The 18,412-nt window shown below is 69.1% G+C and carries 22 protein-coding genes and 5 pseudogenes; 18 read left to right on the top strand and 9 right to left on the bottom strand.

The annotated features are described in order from the left end of the window. The 6 genes and pseudogenes from ACWEK3_RS39785 to tatC form a co-directional block, all read left to right on the top strand. Positions 1–191 (top strand): annotated as a pseudogene (locus tag ACWEK3_RS39785) (hypothetical protein); the annotation flags it as partial. Positions 192–540: 349 nt separating this feature from the next. Beyond that, a complete protein-coding gene (locus ACWEK3_RS39790; RefSeq protein ID WP_453251997.1) occupies positions 541–813 on the top strand; it encodes a hypothetical protein in 273 nt (90 codons plus the stop codon). A 343-nt stretch (positions 814–1,156) separates the two neighbouring features. Next, entirely contained in the window at positions 1,157–1,579 is a 423-nt protein-coding gene (locus ACWEK3_RS39795) for an ATP-binding protein (RefSeq protein ID WP_450544686.1), read from the top strand. Positions 1,580–1,685: 106 nt separating this feature from the next. Next, positions 1,686–2,135, top strand: coding sequence for a hypothetical protein (locus ACWEK3_RS39800; RefSeq protein WP_453251998.1), 450 nt, complete (start codon positions 1,686–1,688; stop codon positions 2,133–2,135). Between the two features lie 964 nt (positions 2,136–3,099). Further along, on the top strand, positions 3,100–3,369 hold the full coding sequence (tatA, locus tag ACWEK3_RS39805; protein WP_450544738.1) for a Sec-independent protein translocase subunit TatA: 270 nt from the start codon (positions 3,100–3,102) through the stop codon (positions 3,367–3,369). Between the two features lie 222 nt (positions 3,370–3,591). Further along, positions 3,592–4,530, top strand: a complete 939-nt coding sequence (gene tatC / locus ACWEK3_RS39810; RefSeq protein WP_453251999.1) for a twin-arginine translocase subunit TatC — start codon at positions 3,592–3,594, stop codon at positions 4,528–4,530. A gap of 43 nt (positions 4,531–4,573) precedes the next feature. Here the strand turns inward: tatC and ACWEK3_RS39815 are convergent, their stop codons facing one another. Next, positions 4,574–5,044, bottom strand: coding sequence for a DDE-type integrase/transposase/recombinase (locus tag ACWEK3_RS39815; RefSeq protein WP_453252005.1), 471 nt, complete (start codon positions 5,042–5,044; stop codon positions 4,574–4,576). After that, the gene (locus tag ACWEK3_RS39820) at positions 4,927–5,391 is read right to left on the bottom strand and encodes an IS3 family transposase (RefSeq protein ID WP_453252000.1); all 465 of its coding nucleotides are present in this window, start codon (positions 5,389–5,391) and stop codon (positions 4,927–4,929) included. The genes ACWEK3_RS39815 and ACWEK3_RS39820 overlap by 118 nt, the downstream gene beginning before the upstream one ends. 145 nt (positions 5,392–5,536) lie before the next feature. Between ACWEK3_RS39820 and ACWEK3_RS39825 the strand changes: the two genes are divergently transcribed. The 4 genes from ACWEK3_RS39825 (at position 5,537) to ykgO (ending at position 6,725) form a co-directional block, all read left to right on the top strand. Next, positions 5,537–5,686, top strand: coding sequence for a hypothetical protein (locus tag ACWEK3_RS39825; RefSeq protein WP_376412827.1), 150 nt, complete (start codon positions 5,537–5,539; stop codon positions 5,684–5,686). Between the two features lie 392 nt (positions 5,687–6,078). Continuing rightward, entirely contained in the window at positions 6,079–6,243 is a 165-nt protein-coding gene (rpmG, locus tag ACWEK3_RS39830; protein ID WP_141365795.1) for a 50S ribosomal protein L33, read from the top strand. 46 nt (positions 6,244–6,289) lie between these two features. Then, entirely contained in the window at positions 6,290–6,550 is a 261-nt protein-coding gene (locus tag ACWEK3_RS39835) for a type B 50S ribosomal protein L31 (RefSeq protein WP_450544695.1), read from the top strand. Between the two features lie 52 nt (positions 6,551–6,602). Continuing rightward, positions 6,603–6,725, top strand: coding sequence for a type B 50S ribosomal protein L36 (ykgO, locus tag ACWEK3_RS39840; protein ID WP_141365801.1), 123 nt, complete (start codon positions 6,603–6,605; stop codon positions 6,723–6,725). A 429-nt stretch (positions 6,726–7,154) separates the two neighbouring features. Here the strand turns inward: ykgO and ACWEK3_RS39845 are convergent, their stop codons facing one another. Together ACWEK3_RS39845 and ACWEK3_RS39850 are read right to left on the bottom strand one after the other, a co-directional pair. Beyond that, the gene (locus tag ACWEK3_RS39845; RefSeq protein ID WP_450544739.1) at positions 7,155–8,102 is read right to left on the bottom strand and encodes a DUF5996 family protein; all 948 of its coding nucleotides are present in this window, start codon (positions 8,100–8,102) and stop codon (positions 7,155–7,157) included. A 302-nt stretch (positions 8,103–8,404) separates the two neighbouring features. Next, a pseudogene (locus ACWEK3_RS39850) lies at positions 8,405–8,818 on the bottom strand (ISAzo13-like element transposase-related protein); the annotation flags it as partial. Between the two features lie 30 nt (positions 8,819–8,848). Here ACWEK3_RS39850 and ACWEK3_RS39855 point away from each other — a divergent pair. From ACWEK3_RS39855 to ACWEK3_RS39870, 4 genes and pseudogenes are all read left to right on the top strand, one after another. After that, positions 8,849–9,007 carry a hypothetical protein gene (locus tag ACWEK3_RS39855; protein ID WP_453252006.1) on the top strand — a complete coding sequence of 53 codons (159 nt, stop codon included), beginning with the start codon at positions 8,849–8,851 and terminating at the stop codon, positions 9,005–9,007. Between the two features lie 89 nt (positions 9,008–9,096). Further along, the gene (locus tag ACWEK3_RS39860; protein ID WP_453252001.1) at positions 9,097–9,648 is read left to right on the top strand and encodes a hypothetical protein; all 552 of its coding nucleotides are present in this window, start codon (positions 9,097–9,099) and stop codon (positions 9,646–9,648) included. Positions 9,649–10,019: 371 nt separating this feature from the next. After that, a pseudogene (locus tag ACWEK3_RS39865) lies at positions 10,020–10,344 on the top strand (transposase); the annotation flags it as partial. A gap of 255 nt (positions 10,345–10,599) precedes the next feature. Next, positions 10,600–10,743: pseudogene (locus ACWEK3_RS39870) on the top strand (YjbQ family protein); the annotation flags it as partial. 25 nt (positions 10,744–10,768) lie between these two features. Here the strand turns inward: ACWEK3_RS39870 and ACWEK3_RS39875 are convergent. From ACWEK3_RS39875 to ACWEK3_RS39885, 3 genes and pseudogenes are all read right to left on the bottom strand, one after another. Continuing rightward, positions 10,769–11,668, bottom strand: coding sequence for an NAD-dependent protein deacetylase (locus ACWEK3_RS39875; RefSeq protein WP_453252002.1), 900 nt, complete (start codon positions 11,666–11,668; stop codon positions 10,769–10,771). Beyond that, a pseudogene (locus ACWEK3_RS39880) lies at positions 11,647–12,348 on the bottom strand (LysR family transcriptional regulator); the annotation flags it as partial. The gene ACWEK3_RS39875 and the pseudogene ACWEK3_RS39880, both read right to left, overlap by 22 nt. A gap of 41 nt (positions 12,349–12,389) precedes the next feature. After that, a complete protein-coding gene (locus tag ACWEK3_RS39885) occupies positions 12,390–13,124 on the bottom strand; it encodes a TetR/AcrR family transcriptional regulator (RefSeq protein ID WP_450544701.1) in 735 nt (244 codons plus the stop codon). Between the two features lie 141 nt (positions 13,125–13,265). Between ACWEK3_RS39885 and ACWEK3_RS39890 the strand changes: the two genes are divergently transcribed. Continuing rightward, positions 13,266–14,195: an NAD-dependent epimerase/dehydratase family protein gene (locus ACWEK3_RS39890; RefSeq protein ID WP_450544703.1), complete on the top strand. Its 930-nt coding sequence runs from the start codon at positions 13,266–13,268 to the stop codon at positions 14,193–14,195. Here the strand turns inward: ACWEK3_RS39890 and ACWEK3_RS39895 are convergent. Both ACWEK3_RS39895 and ACWEK3_RS39900 read right to left on the bottom strand, forming a co-directional pair. Beyond that, positions 14,170–14,385: a hypothetical protein gene (locus ACWEK3_RS39895; RefSeq protein WP_450544705.1), complete on the bottom strand. Its 216-nt coding sequence runs from the start codon at positions 14,383–14,385 to the stop codon at positions 14,170–14,172. The two genes, ACWEK3_RS39890 and ACWEK3_RS39895, sit on opposite strands and share 26 nt — an antisense overlap. A gap of 192 nt (positions 14,386–14,577) precedes the next feature. Then, positions 14,578–14,880 carry a hypothetical protein gene (locus tag ACWEK3_RS39900; RefSeq protein ID WP_450544707.1) on the bottom strand — a complete coding sequence of 101 codons (303 nt, stop codon included), beginning with the start codon at positions 14,878–14,880 and terminating at the stop codon, positions 14,578–14,580. Positions 14,881–15,150: 270 nt separating this feature from the next. Between ACWEK3_RS39900 and ACWEK3_RS39905 the strand changes: the two genes are divergently transcribed. The 3 genes from ACWEK3_RS39905 (at position 15,151) to ACWEK3_RS39915 (ending at position 18,180) form a co-directional block, all read left to right on the top strand. After that, positions 15,151–17,109 carry a hypothetical protein gene (locus ACWEK3_RS39905; protein ID WP_453252003.1) on the top strand — a complete coding sequence of 653 codons (1,959 nt, stop codon included), beginning with the start codon at positions 15,151–15,153 and terminating at the stop codon, positions 17,107–17,109. A 56-nt stretch (positions 17,110–17,165) separates the two neighbouring features. Next, on the top strand, positions 17,166–17,825 hold the full coding sequence (locus ACWEK3_RS39910; RefSeq protein ID WP_453252004.1) for a LysR substrate-binding domain-containing protein: 660 nt from the start codon (positions 17,166–17,168) through the stop codon (positions 17,823–17,825). A gap of 70 nt (positions 17,826–17,895) precedes the next feature. After that, positions 17,896–18,180, top strand: coding sequence for a cupin domain-containing protein (locus ACWEK3_RS39915; RefSeq protein WP_450544713.1), 285 nt, complete (start codon positions 17,896–17,898; stop codon positions 18,178–18,180). The last annotated feature ends 232 nt before the right edge of the window (positions 18,181–18,412 follow it).

The following is an 18,412-nucleotide window of genomic DNA, read 5'->3' on the forward strand; positions in this document are numbered from 1 at the left end:
CCGCCGGGATCACCTGCCGGCTGCAGGCGGTCGGAGCCGGCGGGGTCAGGGCGGACGGCGCCACCTGGCGGGCAGGCGAGTACCCTCCCGGCACCTCGATCCCTGGGGCGGTTGGCATGGCCCCCGGGGCCATCGAGCACTTCGAGGTCGTCGCCGGCAACGGCCAGAAGCTGGTCACAATCCGGGCGTGAGGAGTGGCCAGGGGCGTCATGTCACTGGGCCGGCCTGGCCGCCGAGTGACATGGCGACAGCTGCCGGGTGTGAGCGCACGGCGGCACAGGAGGCCAAGAGGACGTCGCCACCGAAGGGCCGGGGCGCCAGCGGAAAGGGGGCCGGGCAGTCGACGAGAAGTGAGCCGCCTCAAGACTGGTGAACCAGGCTGAAGGAGCGCGCGCAGGACGTCCAGCCGATGGCCATCGAGGAGGCTTGTGCTCGTGACATCGGCTGCGCAGGCACGCTCGTGACCACCGTCGTCGACCGATGCGACCACGCCGCACGGCTCCGGAATCGGTGAGATCGTCCGACAATGGCGTCCGGTGGATGGGTGCGGCGACATCGGAGGCCGATAGCGGCACCTCTGTGGCCGAGAGGGTGATCGGCGCTACGCGCGCGAAGGCGGCTCGTGGTCGCAGCGGCTGCCACCGGCCGGAAAAGATCACCTGCGCGGCCGGGCTGATCGAGGTGAAGGCCGTACGGGGGTACAACCATACGGTTCACCAAACGGCCGGTGACCTCAACTCGCTTTTTCCTCCGAAGTCCGTGCAGGCCGGAGAAGACCGTCCAGGATGTCTGCGCGCCGAGGGCCGCGACTGAGCCGAGACGCGGGCAAGGAACGTTCGTCCGGCTCTGCGGTGCGACGTTCCCGCAGGGCCGTCCGGACGACCACGGGCGAAGGAACGAGCCGCCGGTGCCCGGTCCGCCCGAGTGCGGCATCGAGCTCTGACAGAGGCGACTGAGCCCAGCCAGGCCGCTGGCGTTGACGTGACCCGCAAGAAGTCGAGCAAAAGGCGCGAGTCGCTCGAACCGTTCGGCATGCGCCGCCCGTGGAACCAAATGAGCGCGCCTATGCAGGATCCCGCCCACCGACACCCGGAAGTTGCTGGTGGTCTTCCCCGTCCGGTCCGCACATCCACAGAAGAGCCACAAGACCATGTTTGTGACCGACTCCCCCCGCCCGAGTTCACTGCTCGGCCAGCCCTGCCACCACGAGGCGCTGCTCACCCTGCCCGCGCAGGAGGCGCACGTGCCCGCCGCCCGTCACTTCGCGGCCGATCTGTTGGAGACCTGGAGCGTGCCCGCAATCGAGCGGGACTCCGCCGTTCTCATCGTCGACGAACTCGCCGCCAACGCCGCCCAGTACGGCCGCGAGCGCATGACCCTGCGGCTCGTCCTCGACGACGGCACTCTGCACATTGTGGTCACTGACTCCGGCACGGCAGTTCAGCGCCATCGCCCCGACATCGCCTCCGACGAACACGGCCGCGGCACCGGCATCGTCCAGTACCTCGCCCAGTCGACCGAGGTCCACCAGACACGCAGCGGCCGCGAAGTCCGCGCCTGCCTGAGGTGCTCGCCATGACCGGGCAGGGCGTTCCGCACGAACTGCGGCCCCTGCCAGGGCCGGCACCGCAGCACAGCGAGGCTGCGGCGCCGGGTCGCCCGACGAACCTGCCGAGTGGGCCTTCGTGACCCACAAGCCGTGCCCCATCGACGAGGCCATCGGCGCCCCGCCCCCGCACGAGGCGTACGCGAATGCGCCAGATCTGCGCCGCGAGATGCACCAAGTGGTGGCTCTCGGGACCGAACGCGACGGCCGCCAGGCCAGGCCCGTCACTGGTCCCCTGGTCGATGCGACGGCCGCCGAACGCGCCTGGCTGCTACGCCGGGCCGCCCTCATGGACCGGATGGCCCTTGACGCTCCCGGCCCGGTCGCAGCCGCCGCAGAAACCGCCGAACAACTCGTCCTGCACGACCGCCGCCATCCCGACCTGGTGGCCGGTCCGTATCACCCCGACGCGATCAAGCTCGCCCCCCAGCCGCCGCCTCTACGTCCGCCAGGAGTACGCCGCCTGGACGGCTGCCGGGCGCCCCGGAATCTGAATCGACCCCGACCCGACAAGAAGAAGGACACATGACCCGCAAGGACATCGACACCCGGCACGCCCCCGCAGCAGCCGGCCAACGCCACTCGCCTCGCTTCCCACGCCCGACAGTCATGCGTGAACACCGCGCCGGCCGGCGACAGGAACGGTCCGGCCACGGAAAGCCGATGAACGCACCGTGGCCGAACGCGGGGACCCATCGGCTGTTCCAGGTGCCCGAACGTGGTTGCTCCCGGAGGCAGCGGCTGGGCGTCCATCCGGCCCAAACGCCCCCGCACACTCCACGGGCCGGGCAGCCGGCGCAGGTGGCCATACAGGTCACAGGCGGCGAACTACGCCTCGCCGTATGCCTGATGCCGATCGAGCCCCCCGCGGTTGCGGCGGCGACGGGCGACGAATTCACTTGTGAGGCCAGGCTGGACGACGCCGTGGGAATCTCCCGATGGCGCCAGCGGCGGACACCGGTGAAACCGCCGTGCCAAGTGCACCGGGAAACCTCCTCCCAGGCGCCCGCGCACGAGACCGCGGGCACGGACACCGGCCTGCCCGGCCACCTCCTGCGGATCCCCTTCTGCGACGACGAGTGCCAGCCATCCCTCGGTGTAGAGCCTTGCCAGGTCGTGGACATCGATCGCGTCCAGCAGCGTGGTGTCCCGGCCGAGTGCGGCCGGGACGCGGAAGGGGAACTCTTCGCCGTATCGGCGGACCGGCAACCGTGCTGGACGCGCCCGCCTGCGGCAGCGGGCCGTCGTCCGCGGCCAAAGGTGTGCGCCTCCCGCCGCGTCAACCTTCCGCGAGGCCCGGTCGTGGGCGGGACGCTTCTTTGGGTAGCGGCCGAGGTTCTGCACGCGCCCGGAGAGCGATGGAAGCGTGCTTGGGGCGGCAAGACACGATGCGACGCGGGCGCTCCCGCTCCCACCGCTGCCGCGCAGGAACAAGCGGCACGGATCGCCGAGGCAGGTATGGGGGCCGACGCGTGCGAAGGGGTGGTGTGACGATGTTCCGCAATGCGCTGGAGCCCTGGCACCTGCTGATCCTGGTCGCGGTGGTGGTTTTGATCTTCGGCTCGAAGAAACTACCCGACACGGCCCGGGCGCTGGGTAAGTCCATGCGGATCCTCAAGAGCGAGACCAAGGCCATGAAGGACGACGGCGCCTCAAACGAGCCACGCCCTGAGCCTGAGCCTGCACCGGGACCGCGGACGATCTCGGGCGCTCCAGGAGACACCGCCACCCGCACCGCGCCCACGGACAGCACAGGCGCGTAACAGCGGAGGGTCTGAGGACCTTCGTGAGCCGCCCACCCTCGGGCTGGGCAGGGCAGATCAGCTCGCGGTAAGTGGTGCCGACTTGGACCAACTGCCTCCTGCACGCGCTACCGGCCGCAATCGGCACCGTGGCGAACTCGCGCCCCACCGGCTGACGGAGACGATCAAGTACTAACGCAGGGCCGGTAGTCTCCGGTCTGCCGCACGAGATGAGGACGTGGCGTGCCCCAGTCGGCCCGCAACAAGAAGAAGGTTCCCGAGGGGCGGATGCCGCTCGCGGAGCACCTTCGTGAACTCCGCAACCGGCTCGCCAGGGCCGTCCTTGCCATCCTGGTCGTCACGATCGCCGCGGCCTTCTACTACAAGGGCATCATAAACTTCTTCACCAGGCCGGTGCTGGACTCGGTCGGCTGCCCGACGTCCTTTGCCGATCTGGCCAAGCAGACCGCGGACACCACCTGCGCACGGATCACGATCAACGGTCTGCTCGCGCCCTTCACCCTGGCGCTGAAGGTGTCCCTAATGGCCGGCGTCGTGCTGGCCTCGCCGGTATGGCTGTACCAGCTGTGGGCGTTCGTTGCTCCCGGCCTGCACAAGCACGAGCGGAAATACGCCTACGCGTTCGTCGGCGCGGGCGTCCCGCTGTTCTTCGGCGGCGCCTTCTTCGCCTACAAGGTGTTGCCCACGACCGCGAAGGTCTTGATCGACTTCACCCCGCACGGGGTGGACAACCTGTTGCCGCTGGACGATCTGCTCGACCTCGTCACCCGCATGGTGGTCGTCTTTGGTCTCTCCTTCGAGATGCCGCTGCTGCTGGTGATGCTGAACCTCACTGGAGTGCTGTCCGGCCGGCTGATACTCGGCCGGTGGCGCGGCATGATCGTGGGGATCACGGTCTTTTCGGCTGTGGCGACGCCGAGCACGGACCCGCTGACCATGCTGGCGCTGGCCGCGCCGATCTGGATGCTCTATTTCGCCGCTGTTGTCTTTTCGCTTCTCAATGACCGGCGCAAGGCCCGGAGAGAGGCAGAGGGACCCGGCGACGAGGAGACCTCCGACCTCGACCTCACGCCGCAGGACATCGGCGAAGTGGAATCGGTGTCCGCCAGCCAGGCCCTGCCCGCGCAGCCAGACGCTGAGGACGACCGCGCCGACGGGTAAGACGACGGTGTGAAGCTTCCCCGTGATCTTGGACACTCGATGCTTACGCCACGAGGGCGTTTTCTTGTTCGAGGCGCTGTCGGGTCTCCAGCGGGAGGTAGCCCCAGCGTGGATGGCGGCGTAGGCGCTGTCGGTTGCAGAAGGTCTCGACGAAAGCGAAGATGTCTGCGCGGGCGCTGGCCCGGTCGGGCCAGCTGCGGGTTCCGATCTCCTCCTTGAGCAGTGCGAAGAAGGACTCGGCGGCGGCGTTGTCGAAGCATGAGCCGGTGCGGCCCATGCTCTGGCGCAGCCCCAACCGGCCTATTTCACGCCGGAGTTCGTCGGAGGTGTATTCACTGCCGCGGTCCGAGTGCGCAATGCATCCGGGCTTCAGCTGCCCGCGTCCGGCGGCCATCTTCAGCGCGTCCACGACCAGGCCGGCGCGGTGGTGGTCGGCCATCGAGTAGCCGACGATCTCGCGGGTGGCGAGGTCCAGCCAGGTCGCCAGATACAGCCAGCCCTTATCGGTGGCGATGTAGGGTCGCCGACCAGCTTCCTCCCCGGCGCCGGTGCGGTGAAGTCGCGGCCGATCAGGTCCGGGGCGGGCACCGCCCTTTTGGCCGGGCGGGTCAGGCTCTTGCGCCTGCGCCGGGTGACACCGCTGATGCCGCGTTCGCGCATGACGCGCTCGATCCGTTTGCGGTTCACGCGGTGTCCGAGCCGGCGCAGCCCGGCGTGGATGCGCGGCACCCCGTAGGTGGCTTTGGAGGCGACGTGGAGCACGGTGATCTCGTGGGCCAGGGCGTCATCGGCGGCCTTCCTCGCCGAGCGCGTCTTCTCGCCGGCCAGCCACGAGCTAGCCGACGGTCCGGCCGTGGACATGGCCGGTCACCAGTGTCCTGTGCCATTTCACTCGAACGGCCTACACGCTCTCGCGTCGAGCGCGCGATGTTCACTCATTCGGTCCAGCCTGGACCAAGAGTTTCTGCCGCCGCGTTCCCGTGATCACTGCTTCATCGGGAGGGTCATGGTCGTGATAGTTCTGCTCCTGCCGGTGATGCTCCTCCTCATGCTGTTCGGGCTGGATGCCTTCGAGAACCTCTTGTTTCCCCCGTCATCGGCGTCCGCTCTGGAGAAAACCCACCAGGGGGCCGACCTCCCCGATCACGAAGAGTGAGACATCCGGGGTGAGCTGGTGCACCCGGGGCGATCCCAGAGCCGTCACCCTCGGCAGAGGGCGGCGGCTCGGTGGCCTAACGCGGCGCCTTACGCTCCCGCGACGGTTGCGGACGGTGAGGCACCACCGATGTCCGGCCCGCCAGCCCGGTACGCGACGACCTGCGCCATCTTCAGCTGCCTCCACCGCTCAGGGGAATGCCCGCGCGACCTGCCGCGTTGCGGGACACGTGGTGATGATGGGGCGGTGTCCCCGGACCTCATCCTCTGCCCACGCCCGGTCCCGCAGGGGACGGGGGCGAGTCGGGAATGCAGCGAAGGGTTCCGTTGTTTGGGAGCAGTGGCTGGCATGCCCGGGTCAATCATCTGGGGTGTCGGTGAAAGGAGGACCTCATGGCACGCAGCACCATGCGTCCCGTCGTCAAGCTGAAGTCGACGGCAGGGACCGGCGTCACTTACGTGACCCGCAAGAACCGTCTCAACGACCCCGACCGGCTCGTCCTGCGCAAGTACGACCAGGTGGCCGGCAAGCACGTCCCGTTCCGCGAAGAACGCTGAGCCGAGCCGCCGCCCCCCGGAGGCCGGCCAGGAGGAGGAAAACCTCATGAGGTCTGGTATCCACCCCGTCAGCCGCCCGGTCGTCTTCCGTGACCGTGCCGCGGACGTCGCGTTTCTGACCCGTTCGACCGCGCACTCGAGCCGCACGATCGAGTGGGAGGACGGCAACACCTACCCGCTGATCGACGTGGACATCTCGTCGGGCAGCCACCCCTTCTACACCGGTACCTCGCGCGTCGTGGACACGGAGGGTCGGGTGGAGCGTTTCGAGCGGCGCTACGGCCGCGAGGCCTCGGCCCGCGGTTGACCGCCGTCCGGCGCCCGAGCAAGGGGAGCCGGAGCAAGAAGAGGAGACAGTCATGAAGGTGCGCAAGTCCCTGCGCTCCCTGAAGGCCAAGCCGGGCGCTCAGGTGGTGCGCCGCCGGGGAGTGACCTTCGTCGTCAACAAGAAGAACCCCCGTTTCAAGGCGCGCCAGGGCTGACGCCGCGAGCGTGACGGCGCTGGCGCTCGACGACGCGATCGTCCTGCGTGCCGCCATGCGCGCCGGGCCCCGGGTGGTCGTGGCCGGTGCCGGATTCTTCGGCACCGAGGCCGCCGCGGCAGCCCGGGCCTATGGGCCTGGAGGTGACCGTGGCCGAGCCGGAACCCGTCCCGGTGCGGCGCCCGCCGGGGGACCGAATAGGTGCGCTCGTCGCCGAACTGGGCCGAGGTGGCTGCTGTGCTGGGAGACGCTGGTCAGGACCACGCACGGCGGCGGGTGTGGTCGTGGCGGCAGGGCGTCTTCGACGTCTTCGCCGAATGCGAAGTGGACCTCCTACAGATGCCCACCCGCGAGAGCGTGGCCGTCGTCAGAGCGAAGGGCAAGCAGCCGTGCCGGACGTCGAACTGGCCGGCCCCGGACCAGCGGACTTCAGAGGTGCTGGGCGTGGACCAGGGAAGGTGGTGTCCTGCTCATGTACCAACCGTCGCAGCGGGGCCCGACGAGGTCCGACGGCCAGCCTGCTGTCTCCACGGCGGCGTCGTAGACGGCGTCACCGAACGTGACGATGGCCTGGTGTGGGTCGGGTGTCTCCCTGAGCGCGGCCCACGGCAGCAGAACCAGACCGGCATCAGGATGCCAGGTCGCGCCGTCGACCCCCCACGACCGGGCTTCGAGGCCGTCCGGCTGGGGCCAGATATAGGCGTACATGCCCACATTCGGCGCCTCAGGACTGCCGAAGGAGAATCCAACCGACACATACGCCTCGACTTGGGCGTTCTGCAGGAACGCCGGACCGTGGGCCGGTGGCACAGTGGGCTGCGCACGGTACCGCGTGGCGGACAGGTCGAAGCCACCCCACATCACACCGACCCGGGGGCGGTGACCCTGGAAGGGCGCCTGCCACGCCTCGAGCCCGGCGGCGGCGAGGTTCAGCGCAGTCCAGATCAGCCAAGCCGCTTCGCGATCCCAGTGGCGTCCGACGCGATCTTCTCCGAAGGTCGCCGGGGCATCGGGAATCTCGCAGATCAACGAACTGCCCGGTCTGTGAATGCCGAGTTCGCCGACCGCACTGCAGAACGACGCGTAGAACGCAGCCAGTGATCCGTCGGACAACGGCATGGTCCGTGAGCCCGAGTCCGTCTCGATGACCACGTCGCCATCGAGCAGGCGGTAATGCACGGTGAAGGTCACATCCAGCTTCCGGAGCGTCGGCGTCCTGAGTCCACGGGGCGTGACATCGAGGACGATGTTTCCCCAGCCGACTTCGAAAGGTTCGTCGAGGGTGTACTTGCCTGCAACCTGCACCAACCGGTTCACGTAAGCGACCATGGGAGCCAGGTCCTCGTAGACCAGCACTGGCCACGCGTGGAGAGGCATGCTCACGACGAACCTCCCAGCCTGTCGATGCGAACGGCGGGTCGCCCTGGAGAACGCCGCAATGCCATCGGTACTCATTCTCCTGCGCCGACCAAGATTTCTCCTGCTCGGTGGTGCCACGCGTCCGCACCCTGCGTCAAAGGCTCACACCCCCGAGGCTGTGCTGAAGCCCGTCCAGCAGCAGGATGAGCAGGCGCTTGTGCTGGTCGCGGTCGGTCGATGCGAGTGCGACCCACAGCGCCTGTTGGCTTAACACGTCGTTCTGATCTTGTTGTTGGGCTCGTCGTCCTGGGCAGGAACCCGAGCTTGGCCGCCAGGACCTGTTCGGAAAAGTCGAGCCGGGGAGGGCGACCACGCTTGACGTCGCCGACTGACAAAGACTGGGTGAGGTCGCTGAGTTGCTCTCGGGTCATTCCGGTCAGGGCGGGGTCGGAGAGCAGGTTCCGATCCCACGCTCGCGCTGGCGGCTGCGGAGGCCGGGCCACCGGAATGGCCGGACATGTCCGGGGATGCAGGGGATAGTTCCATTCGCCGTGGAAGATGCGGCGGGCCAGTGACAAGGCCGCCATCTCCGCGTCATCGACGGCGACTCCGGTCGGGTAGGCATTGGTGTCCAGTTCGGCCATGACGCACGGGCCGGCGCGGGTCGTGGTTGCGGCGATGGACTGGACGATAACTTCGTGACTGGTCAACGGGCGTCCGCGCAAGTTCATGGTCTTTGACCGCACGCACAACGCGGCGACAACGTGGGCGGCGACTGGGGCAACGAGAACCTGTTCACCGGGTTCTCGCGCATGAACAAGAGCGGCATGCGGCATTGCGAGATCAAGATGGAGAAGCAGCTCGCAGCCCAGAAGTGGGTCATGTACACAGGGAAGGCCAACTACAGCCACGCCACGGGATAGGCGGACAGCATCACCATGTCCGCCTACACCGAGGACGGAGTATTGTTCGACAACATCGTGGTCCAGAACAGCACGGATTGGCAGACGACATGCTGAGGCTCGAAGAGCTGGAGGCCGTGCTTCCGTCGATGACACCGTGGCGTGTGCCTGGGGGGCGCAGTGTGGACTGGGCCGCTCTCGAGGCGGACCTCGGGACGGCGCTGCCCTCGGACTTCCGCTCTCTGGCGGAGGCGTATCCGATCCTGGTCGTCGACGACTTCCTGAGCGTGTCCGTTCTCCGGCCCGGCGCCGAGGCGTCATGGGCGTCCGAGTCCAGGGAGGACGAGGTCCTTCAGGATCTGTACGAGATGGGCGACACCGAGGGCTACGTTCCCTTCCCGCAGCCAGGAGGCCTGACTTCCTGGGCGCAGTCCAATTCGGGGGACTCCTTCTACTGGAGGACGAGCCCCGCGGACCCGGACGCATGGCCGGTGGTAGTCCGCGGAGACAACGGCGACTGGTCGGAGTTCCCGGTCGGTGCCGTCGGGTTCCTGGTCGGCGTGTACGGACGCACCATCGACGTGCCAGGTATGCCCAGGGGCTTCCCCAGTGACGACCCGAAGGTGCTGGGCGTGCTGGGCCTGAGCGACCGCATCGACTGATCGGCAACTGATCCGCAGGCACATGTGAACAGCGATCGCCACAGGGTTCCTGGGGCGATCGTCATATATCGCTTGCCGCTGGTCCGAGGGTGGTCTCCAGCAGCCACTGCTGCGCGGGCAGGAGCTTGTCCCAGCCCTGCCTCTGCGCAGCCACCCATGCCCCGAAATCCTCGCCTTGGACAATGACCTCGCCCGCGGCCGCTGGCAGGGTGCCGCCGGTGATCACTTCCAGATTCCGTTGAGGACGAGGGCGGCGCGGGCGATGCCGCAGATGCGGCTGGGGCTGAGGGTGACGTGCTGCAGTGAGGCTGATCCTTTGGAGTGTGGACATCCTGACAATGGATCTTGAAGGTCCAGGAAGGGATGTCCAGGTGGGACGCCAGTCTCCGTATCCGGAGGAGTTTCGGGAGGACGCCGTTGCGTTGTACCGAGCTGCCGGTGGCAAGCGCACGTACGCGGCGGTGGCCGCAGAACTCGGGACCACCGGGGAGACGCTGGGTGCGCAAGGACACCGCCCAGCACACGTCCGAGCACCGGGTGGGCGGGGCCGGCCAGGACCCGGCTGAGGAACTGGCTCGGCTGCGGGCTGAGAACGCCCGGCTACTCAAGGCGGAGAAGGAGTGGCTGCTGGAGCGCGAGATCCTGAGCCCAGGGAGCTCTCTGCGGACCCAAGGCGGTCAAAATGAGCACCGACGACCAGGACCAGCTGCTGACGTTCTCGTGTCGGTGCAGAGCCGCAACGCCAAGCCCGCCCGCGATCACGGAGATCCGTCCGCGCCGGCCTGCCCCGGCGCTCCATGCGTGCGATGAGGGGCTCCCGAGGCGGACCGCTCAGGGGAAGCCCAAGGACCCCGCCGGCACAGGGTGACAAGGTCTGCCTGTGTTCCGCATGCGAGCGCAGGACCTATACCTACGGCAGCGGCGGCGGCCGGCTGCGCCAGCGGTGCATGGCCCGGCCACGGCCACGACCACGCCCTCCCGGCCCTCGTCGCACCTCATGCGACTCTGGTGGTCATCGGCGATCGGCTGGAACTGGGGACATGGCAGTCGGCGTGCCAGGGGGATACGCAGGGCTCGCGCGGTGAACCCCGGTGACGTCTCACCACCGTCACCGTCTCGCTCAGGCTGTCGTCTGGTTGTCGATGGGGATGTCCAGTCGGTCGGCCACGGTGGTGAGGGCTGTTCCCAAGGGGAGCGCGATGCGAGTGAGGGCGTGCCGGTCGCCCCGGGTCGGGTCCCGGTTGACGATCAATACCGGCTTCCCGGCCTGGGCCGCCTGGCGGACGAATCTTAGCCCGGACATCACCGTCAGTGAGGAGCCCAGGACCAGCAGCGAGGCTGCTCCACGGACCAGGTTGCGGCAGTGCTCGACCCGCCGCGGCGGAACCGCTTCGCCGAAGAACACCACGTCCGGTTTGAGGATGCCGCCGCAGATCGTGCAGGGCACCACGCGGAAATCCCCGACCTGTTCGTCGGTGAGGTCGGCGTCACCGTCCGGGTTGATTCCGGCGGTCACCGGCTCGAAACCTACGTTGGCCTCCTCCAGCCGCCGGGCGAGCTCGCGGCGCGGGCTGAAAGTGCCGCAGGACAGGCAGACGACCCGGTCCAGGCTTCCGTGGAGTTCCACGACGCCCCCACTGCCGGCGGCCTGGTGCAGGCCGTCGACGTTCTGGGTGATCACACCCGAGAGCAGGCCGTGCCGCCCGAACTCGGCCACGGCCCGGTGCCCGGCGTTGGGGCGGGCGCGACCGAAGGTGCGCCATCCGAGGTGGCTGCGCGCCCAGTACCGGCGCCGGGCTCGGGCGCTGGCGGTGAAGTCCTGGTAGGTCATCGGGGTGTGCCGGCTCAGGCTCCCACCCTCGCCCCGGTAGTCGGGGATGCCCGACTCCGTGGAGAGGCCCGCCCCGCTGAGCACCAGCACACCGCCGGTGCTCAGCGCATCGGCGACCGGCTCCAGATCCGTGGTGCCCGGCGGTAGGTCCTCGGCAGGGGTCCAGCTCACAGTGGGGCGCATGCGCATACCCGCCAGGGTACGGAACAGGCTGCCAGCACCCGCTTCCGCCGTCGATGGCGTCGTTGGCTCGGATGTTGCCCTGCACGATCCGCGTGTGCGGCCAGGCGGCGGGTGCGCGATGCCGGTTCCACGGTCGTGCAGACGGCTCGGGATCTGGGCCTGTCCTGGCCCACGGTGATGGATGCCTTCCGCACCGCCGGGCAGGAGGTAACGGCCGCGGCACTCGGACCGGTCGAGGTCCTCGGGATCGACGAGACCCGGCGGGGCAAGGGCGGTGATGAGCACGTTGCTGTCATGAACTGGCCGGGCCGGCGAGGCATCAGTGTGGGGAGCCCGGCTGCCAGCGCAGCGCGGCCCGGTGCCGGTCGCTGCGAAGACCACGCCGCTTCCCGTCGCGAGGATAGCCGTGCGCAGCCGCGAGACCAGTGCGGCGGTGTCGCCGCGCGCAGCGTCCGCCGGCCGGCTGCTGCAGCCCGCGTCACCTCCGCTGCGCGTTCGGCGGCGGCCAGGACCGCGCGTGCCTCGGGCAAGAGGACTTCGCCGGAGCCGGTGAGGACCATCCCGGTCGGAGTGCGCTGGAACAGTGCGGTGCCGAGTTCTCGCTCGAGGGCCTTGATTTGCTGGCTGAGTGCGGGTGAGCTGAGCCGCAGGCGTTGTGCCGCCCGCGTCAGGTTCGCCACCTCGGCGACCGCGCAGAACTATCTGAGGTGTGGATGTTCCATGTCCCTCACCCGTCGCCGAGGGAGGGGGCGACCGTAGCGAGTCCGGCGAAGTCGGCCATCACCAGCATCTGGTACTCGAAGTACTCCCGCCGTTCCTCGATCAAGTCGTCGAGCCGCCCGAAGACCTCGAAGCTGACCAGGCCGAACAGCTGGGTCCACAGCGTGAAAGCGGTGGCGATGACGACCTCGGGTGCCGGTTCGGTCCACGTGGGCTTCGGCACGGGGCTCTGGTCCAGCCGCCGACGCAACTCCGCGCGGATCGCGGCGGGCAGCGGCCGGGGCGCCGCCGGGCGCAGCCCGTGCCCGGCGGCGTCGAACAGGATGCCGATCAGGGCCATCACGACCTCGGATGCCGGCTCTGTGGTTTCCGGCGGAGCCTCGTAGCTCGGTACCGGGCTGCCGTAGATCAGGGCGTATTCGGCAGGGTGGTCCAGGGCCCACGAGCGCACCCCGTGGCCGAGTGCCAGGAGCCGGGCCGTCAGGTCGTGGCGGGGTATGGCGGCTTCCGCGGCCTTCGCGGCCGCTGCGAGCGCCGCATAGGCGTCCGTGATCAGCGCGGTCAGCAACGCATCGCGGTTCGGGAAGTAACGGTAGAGCGCCGAGGGGACCAGCCCGACGTCCCTCGCCACGGCCCGCAGAGACAGGTTCGCGCCGTCCGTGGCCAGGTGCCGCTTGGCGATCGCGCGGATCTCCTCGGCAATCTCGGCACGGACCCGCGCCCGCAGTGATGGCACCGACATGACTGCATTCTCGCACAGTGAGGAGAACGGTCGACCGAAGAATGAACAGTGTTCTTGACAGGCGGTCCGCCAGTGGTGCAAATAGATTGAGAGAACAGCGTTCTCTCAAGAGAACGTCATACACGCATCCGGGGTCATCTCATGTCTCTGCACGTCATCGTCGGCGCCGGGCCGGTCGGATCAGCCACCGCTCGCCTGCTCGCCGACCAAGGGGAACAGGTCCGCGTGGTGACGCGGCGCGGTACCGGCCCCGACCACCCGGCCGTCGAGCGGGTGGCCGCCGACGCGACCGACGCCTCGGCGCTCGGCCGGTTCTGTGCGGGCGCGACCGTGCTCTACAACTGCGCCGGCCCGCCTTACCACCGGTGGCCCGTCGAGTGGCCGCCGCTGGCGGCGGCCTTCCTCGAAGCCGCCCGTACCAGCGGCGCTGTGCTGGTGACCGCGGGCAACCTCTACGGCTACGGTCCGGTGACCGGCGCCATGACCGAGCGGCACGCGCTGTTGGCGACCGGCGCGAAGGGCCGTGTCCGGGCTCAGATGTGGGCCGACGCGCTCGCCGCGTACGAAGCCGGCCACGTCCGCACCACGGAGGTCCGTTCCTCGGACTACCTCGGGGCCGGTACCCAGTCGCTGCTCACGATGGCTGTCCTGCCCAAGGCGCTGGCGGGAGTGCGCGTGAGTGTGCCCGCGACCTTGGACGCGCCGCACAGCTGGACCTACGTCGGCGACGTGGCGCGCACACTGGTCGCCGTCGCGGCGGACGAAAACGCGTGGGGTCGCGCCTGGCACGCGCCGACCGCCGCGCCGGTCTCCATCCGCGACATCACCACCCGCGCCTGTGCGCTGGCCGACGCGCCCCCGCCGCGGTTGTCCACCATGCCCGCGGCAGTGCTCTGGCTCGGCGGACTGGGCAATCCGGTCATTCGCGAACTTCGCGAGACCCAGTACCAGTTCCGCAAGCCGTTCGTGGTGGATTCCTCCGCCGCGACCGAGGCCTTCGGAATAGAGCCCGCCCCGCTCGATGTCTCGCTGACGGAGACCATCGCTACATGCTCCGGGGAAGACCGGTGAGGCGCGCGCTCTCGTTCCAGAGCAGGTCGCAGCGTTCGACGTCGGTGGTGTGCGGCGCGGTCTCGACTTCCCGGCGCTTGACGAAGAACCAGCCGATGACGCCCTCGACGTCCGCCGACGTGGCCAGCCACGTTGGCGTGTCGGCTCCGGTGTCGGGGCCTGGCGAGAGGGGGCTCAGCATCGAGCTCACGATCTTCAGGGCACCCCGAGTCTCCCGGCCGAGCCCCGCCCCCTTGCGGCAAGGGGCATACGAGTCCTGAGCGGCTCGTCGACGACCTGCTCGACCATCTTCGCGTCGCGGCAGGCGCTCAGTCGGGTTGACGTCGTCCACCTGCGGTGTCTAGTGCTGTGACCGCATGGACACCTCAGTTCGCCCAACTCGTCAAGTCCTGTGCGTGCCGCTTCCGTTGGCGTCGAAAGGCGCGTCCAGTGTGTCTCCCATCCGGATGAGGTCTTCGGCGGAGAGAATGGGTGGAGCCCAGTGCTGTGCGCGTGCGTGGTCGACGAACGCCCCGTCTGGCGAGACGTGGTAGCGCTCGACGTAGTGGGCGAGGTCTGAGTACCGGAACCACTCGCCATCGGCATGCAGCTCCAACGCGCCGATGAGCTCCCTGCCGCTGCTCAGCACGTCGTAGACCCGTGCACCGGTGAGTGCAAGCGCCGATCCTGAACGGAGGTAGCGCACGAGTTTCTCCTGGCCCGGGGAAGCTTGGTCACGGACGGATTCACGGAGTGCTGAGCGGAGCGCGCAGCTTGGTCCGTACAAGATTGCCGGCACCCGGCAGCATGGTCCGTTACTCCGTCCTGTCATCATGACCACGGCGCGGGAGCGGCGGCGTCGTGATCCGCATGAGGGCATCTACGCCTTTTGCCTTCCGCCGGCGCTGCGCCCCCTCGCTCCGATGTGCGCGAGCATGCCGGGCGCAAGACGCGCTCGCCTGAGACAGGAGCCGTAATGGCACTGAAGAGACGCAGACCGACGACTGCCGCCGTGGCGCTCGCCGCCACCGTGGCCGCGGTCTCGTTGGGCACCACCCTTCCCTCGGCCGCCGCCGGGTACACCGCATCGGCGGGGCCATGGAGCACCGCCGTCGCCCTGACCGGAGCGGACGGCCAGCAGACTCTCATCGATGTCCAGGTGGCCGGTGACGGCACCGCGTTCGCGTTGTGGCGGGACAAGGCCGCCCTGGCCACCGGTTGGGACTTCCAGACCGCCGTCCGGCCTGCCGGCAGCGCGACCTGGAGTGCGCCGCACACCTTGGCGACCGGACGTGACAAGAACTCCGCGGCCGTGCTTGCCGTGAGCGCCGACGGGCGGGCCGTGGTGAGCTGGCTGGACGGCAGTGGAGCGGACGGCTCGCTGGTCGCCCTGGCCGCCGGCTGGAACCCGGCGACGGCAGCCTGGTCCGCCCCGGCCACGCTCGCCGCCTGGGACGGCCTGGACATGTCTGCGCCCCGCCTGGCCGCGGCGGCTGACGGCACCTTCACCGCCGTATGGGACCAGGGCGATGGGTACCGGAACTACGACGTGAGGACCGCCACCCTTGCCCCCGGCGACCGGGCGTGGTCCGCACCCCGGACGCTGGCCTCCACCGCCACCGGATCCATCTGGAGCCTCGACCTCGCGGTGGCCCCCGGCGGCGCCGCCACCGCGGTCTGGGATGAACTCAACCGCTTCACCGACGAGCACACGGTCTCCACTGCCACCCGCGCCTCGGCCCAGGCGAGTTGGAGCGGCACCTCCGTGCTGCCCGGCACCGACGCCACGTCCAGCAACGTACAGGTGGCGATGGATGCCAAGAATGCCACCACCGTGCTGTGGCGCAACGGTGCCGACGACCTCAAATCCGCCGTCCGTACCGCTCCTTCGGGTAGCTGGGGTGCCGCTCAGACCGCAGTTGCCGCCATCAACTTCAGCGACGGCAGCGAGCCGCTGGCCGCGCCCAATGGTGACGTCACCTACGTGTGGACGGGCTGGAGCCGCACCGCCGGTACCCCCGTTGTGCAGACCGTGACCCGCACCGCGAGCACCGGTACCTGGTCCGCGCCGAAGACGTTGTCCACCGGCTACGTCAATTGGCAGGTGGATGCCTCCATCGGCGCTGACGGAACCGTGCAGGTCGTGTGGCCACAGGCCCGGAGTATCGACAACGGCGACGACAACTACCTTGAGTGGGCGGTGCGCGCCGACGGTGCCTGGAGCAAGGCCACCGCCCTGAACAGCACGCCCGTCGCGGCCGTCCCCAACACCGACGCCCTGGCCGGCGAGGTGGCTGCCGGACCGGACGGCCGGGCCACGGTGCTGTGGCGCAAGGCCGAGTACACCGGCAGTGGGGGCTACAACTCCCAGCTGTGGTCCCAGTCGCAGACCCTGCTGGCCAAGCCACAGATCACCACCAACGCGGCGATGAGCGGAACGGTTCGAACCGGCTCCACCCTCACCTGCTCCGCCGCTTGGAACGGCACCAACACCAAGGCCACCTGGTCCTGGCTGCGCGACGGCGTGGTCATCGCCGGCGCCACCGCCAAGACCCGCGCCCTCGCCTCTGCCGACTACGCCCACAAGGTGTCCTGCCGGGTCACGGTCAGCAACGGCGCGGGCTCCGTTGCTTCCACCTCACCTGCGCTGAAGGTCGCGGTCGGCCCCGCTCTGAAGGCCACCACCGCGCCGTCGATCTCCGGTTCCGCCAAGGTCGGCTACAAGCTGACGGCTGCCCGCGGCACTTGGTCGCCGTCCGCCGCTTCCTACACGTACCAGTGGAAGCGCAACGGCAAGTCCATCAGCGGCGCGACCAAGTCCACCTACGTCCTGGTGAAGGCCGACCGTGGCCAGAAGATCACGGTCAAGATCACTGCCCACCGCGACGGCTGGACCAACGGCACGGCCACCACCAAGCCCGTCACCGTGCGCTGACCCGACGCGGGCCGGTCCCACCGGCCCGCGTCTGCCGATCCGGGCCCCGGTCGGGGGTGGCCGGCTTCGCCACCGCCATCCGCTCCCACCTGCTGCCCCTCGTCACCGACCTGGCCACCAGCCATCCGCGGTTGCATGTCCTGGTCCGCGAGCACGAACCCGCCGAGGCTCTGGCCCTGCTGGCCGCGGACGGGACGGATCTCGCGCTCACCTACGACTACAACCTCGCCTCGGCGGCTCCCGACCCCGCAGTGCGCGCCACCGCTCTGTGGACGGCTCCCTGGGGCCTGGCTGTCCCGGCCTGCGCCGATGTGCCCGACGCGGCGGACAGCCTGGAAGTCTTCGCCCGCTTCCGCGCGCAGGACTGCATCGTCAACTCGCCTAACACCGCCGACGAGACGGTCATCCGCACCCCGGCCTCGATGGCAGGATTCACGTCCCGCATCACGCACCAGGTGGACAGCCTCGACCTGGTCCAGGGCATGATCACCGCGGGGCTCGGCGTGGGGCTGCTGCCGATCGGCACCCCCACCTTCTCCGGAGTCCGTCTGATGCCGCTCACCGGGCCCCAGGTGGTACTGCGGGCCTACGCCGTCGCACGCCATGGCCGCCTTGCCTGGCCCCCGCTCACTCTGGTCACCGATCTGCTCGCCCGGCGAAGTGCGACCACAGCCCCGGACAGCCCCAGCCCCGCCGCCGTAGCACGCGGCGGCTAGCCTGGCATCTGAGATGTTGCCGCACTGGTTCGCAGTGCAGGTGCGGCAACCGACGATGAGGAGATGGGCCATGACGACCACCGCCCGCGCCACCTTGCAGCACGAAGACGAGCGGGTACGGGTCACTCGCTGGGACTTCGAGCCCCAGGAGAGCACCGGCCGTCACCTGCACGAGTACGACTACGTCGTCGTACCCGTCACCGACGGGCGAACCGACGTGATCACCCCCGACGGCACCGTCACCTCCTCGCAACTGCGGGCAGGCGAGTCCTACGCCCGCCCGGCGGGCGGCGAACACGAAGTCGTCAACACCGGCACCGCTCCGCTGGCCTTCGTCGAGATCGAGCTGAAGTAACCGGCACCTGAAGTCAACGAAATCCGTTGAGCGCCCGGCGGCCCCGCGCGGGCTGCACCCGGCGTCACAACTGACGCCGGTGTTCGGGCCGGCCTGGCCCACGGCCTACCGGCGCTTCGCCCAGTGGAGCCGTGAGAGGGTCTTCAACTGCTGGCCGTCGAAGTCGGGTATGTGAGCGTAACCATGTATGAGTGAGCGTCGTTGTCAGGGTGTGAATCTCACGGAATGGGCG

It is taken from the genome of Streptomyces sp. NPDC004721 (assembly GCF_053601495.1).

Coding starts and splice junctions, on each gene's coding strand:
- ACWEK3_RS39790 (WP_453251997.1), top strand. CDS start 541: ATGGGTGCGGCGACATCGGAGGCCGATAGCGGCACCTCTGTGGCCGAG.
- tatA (WP_450544738.1), top strand. CDS start 3,100: ATGTTCCGCAATGCGCTGGAGCCCTGGCACCTGCTGATCCTGGTCGCG.
- ACWEK3_RS39820 (WP_453252000.1), bottom strand. CDS start 5,391: ATGTCCACGGCCGGACCGTCGGCTAGCTCGTGGCTGGCCGGCGAGAAG.
- ACWEK3_RS39825 (WP_376412827.1), top strand. CDS start 5,537: ATGGTCGTGATAGTTCTGCTCCTGCCGGTGATGCTCCTCCTCATGCTG.
- rpmG (WP_141365795.1), top strand. CDS start 6,079: ATGGCACGCAGCACCATGCGTCCCGTCGTCAAGCTGAAGTCGACGGCA.
- ACWEK3_RS39835 (WP_450544695.1), top strand. CDS start 6,290: ATGAGGTCTGGTATCCACCCCGTCAGCCGCCCGGTCGTCTTCCGTGAC.
- ykgO (WP_141365801.1), top strand. CDS start 6,603: ATGAAGGTGCGCAAGTCCCTGCGCTCCCTGAAGGCCAAGCCGGGCGCT.
- ACWEK3_RS39845 (WP_450544739.1), bottom strand. CDS start 8,102: ATGCCTCTCCACGCGTGGCCAGTGCTGGTCTACGAGGACCTGGCTCCC.
- ACWEK3_RS39860 (WP_453252001.1), top strand. CDS start 9,097: ATGCTGAGGCTCGAAGAGCTGGAGGCCGTGCTTCCGTCGATGACACCG.
- ACWEK3_RS39875 (WP_453252002.1), bottom strand. CDS start 11,668: ATGCGCATGCGCCCCACTGTGAGCTGGACCCCTGCCGAGGACCTACCG.
- ACWEK3_RS39885 (WP_450544701.1), bottom strand. CDS start 13,124: ATGTCGGTGCCATCACTGCGGGCGCGGGTCCGTGCCGAGATTGCCGAG.
- ACWEK3_RS39890 (WP_450544703.1), top strand. CDS start 13,266: ATGTCTCTGCACGTCATCGTCGGCGCCGGGCCGGTCGGATCAGCCACC.
- ACWEK3_RS39905 (WP_453252003.1), top strand. CDS start 15,151: ATGGCACTGAAGAGACGCAGACCGACGACTGCCGCCGTGGCGCTCGCC.
- ACWEK3_RS39915 (WP_450544713.1), top strand. CDS start 17,896: ATGACGACCACCGCCCGCGCCACCTTGCAGCACGAAGACGAGCGGGTA.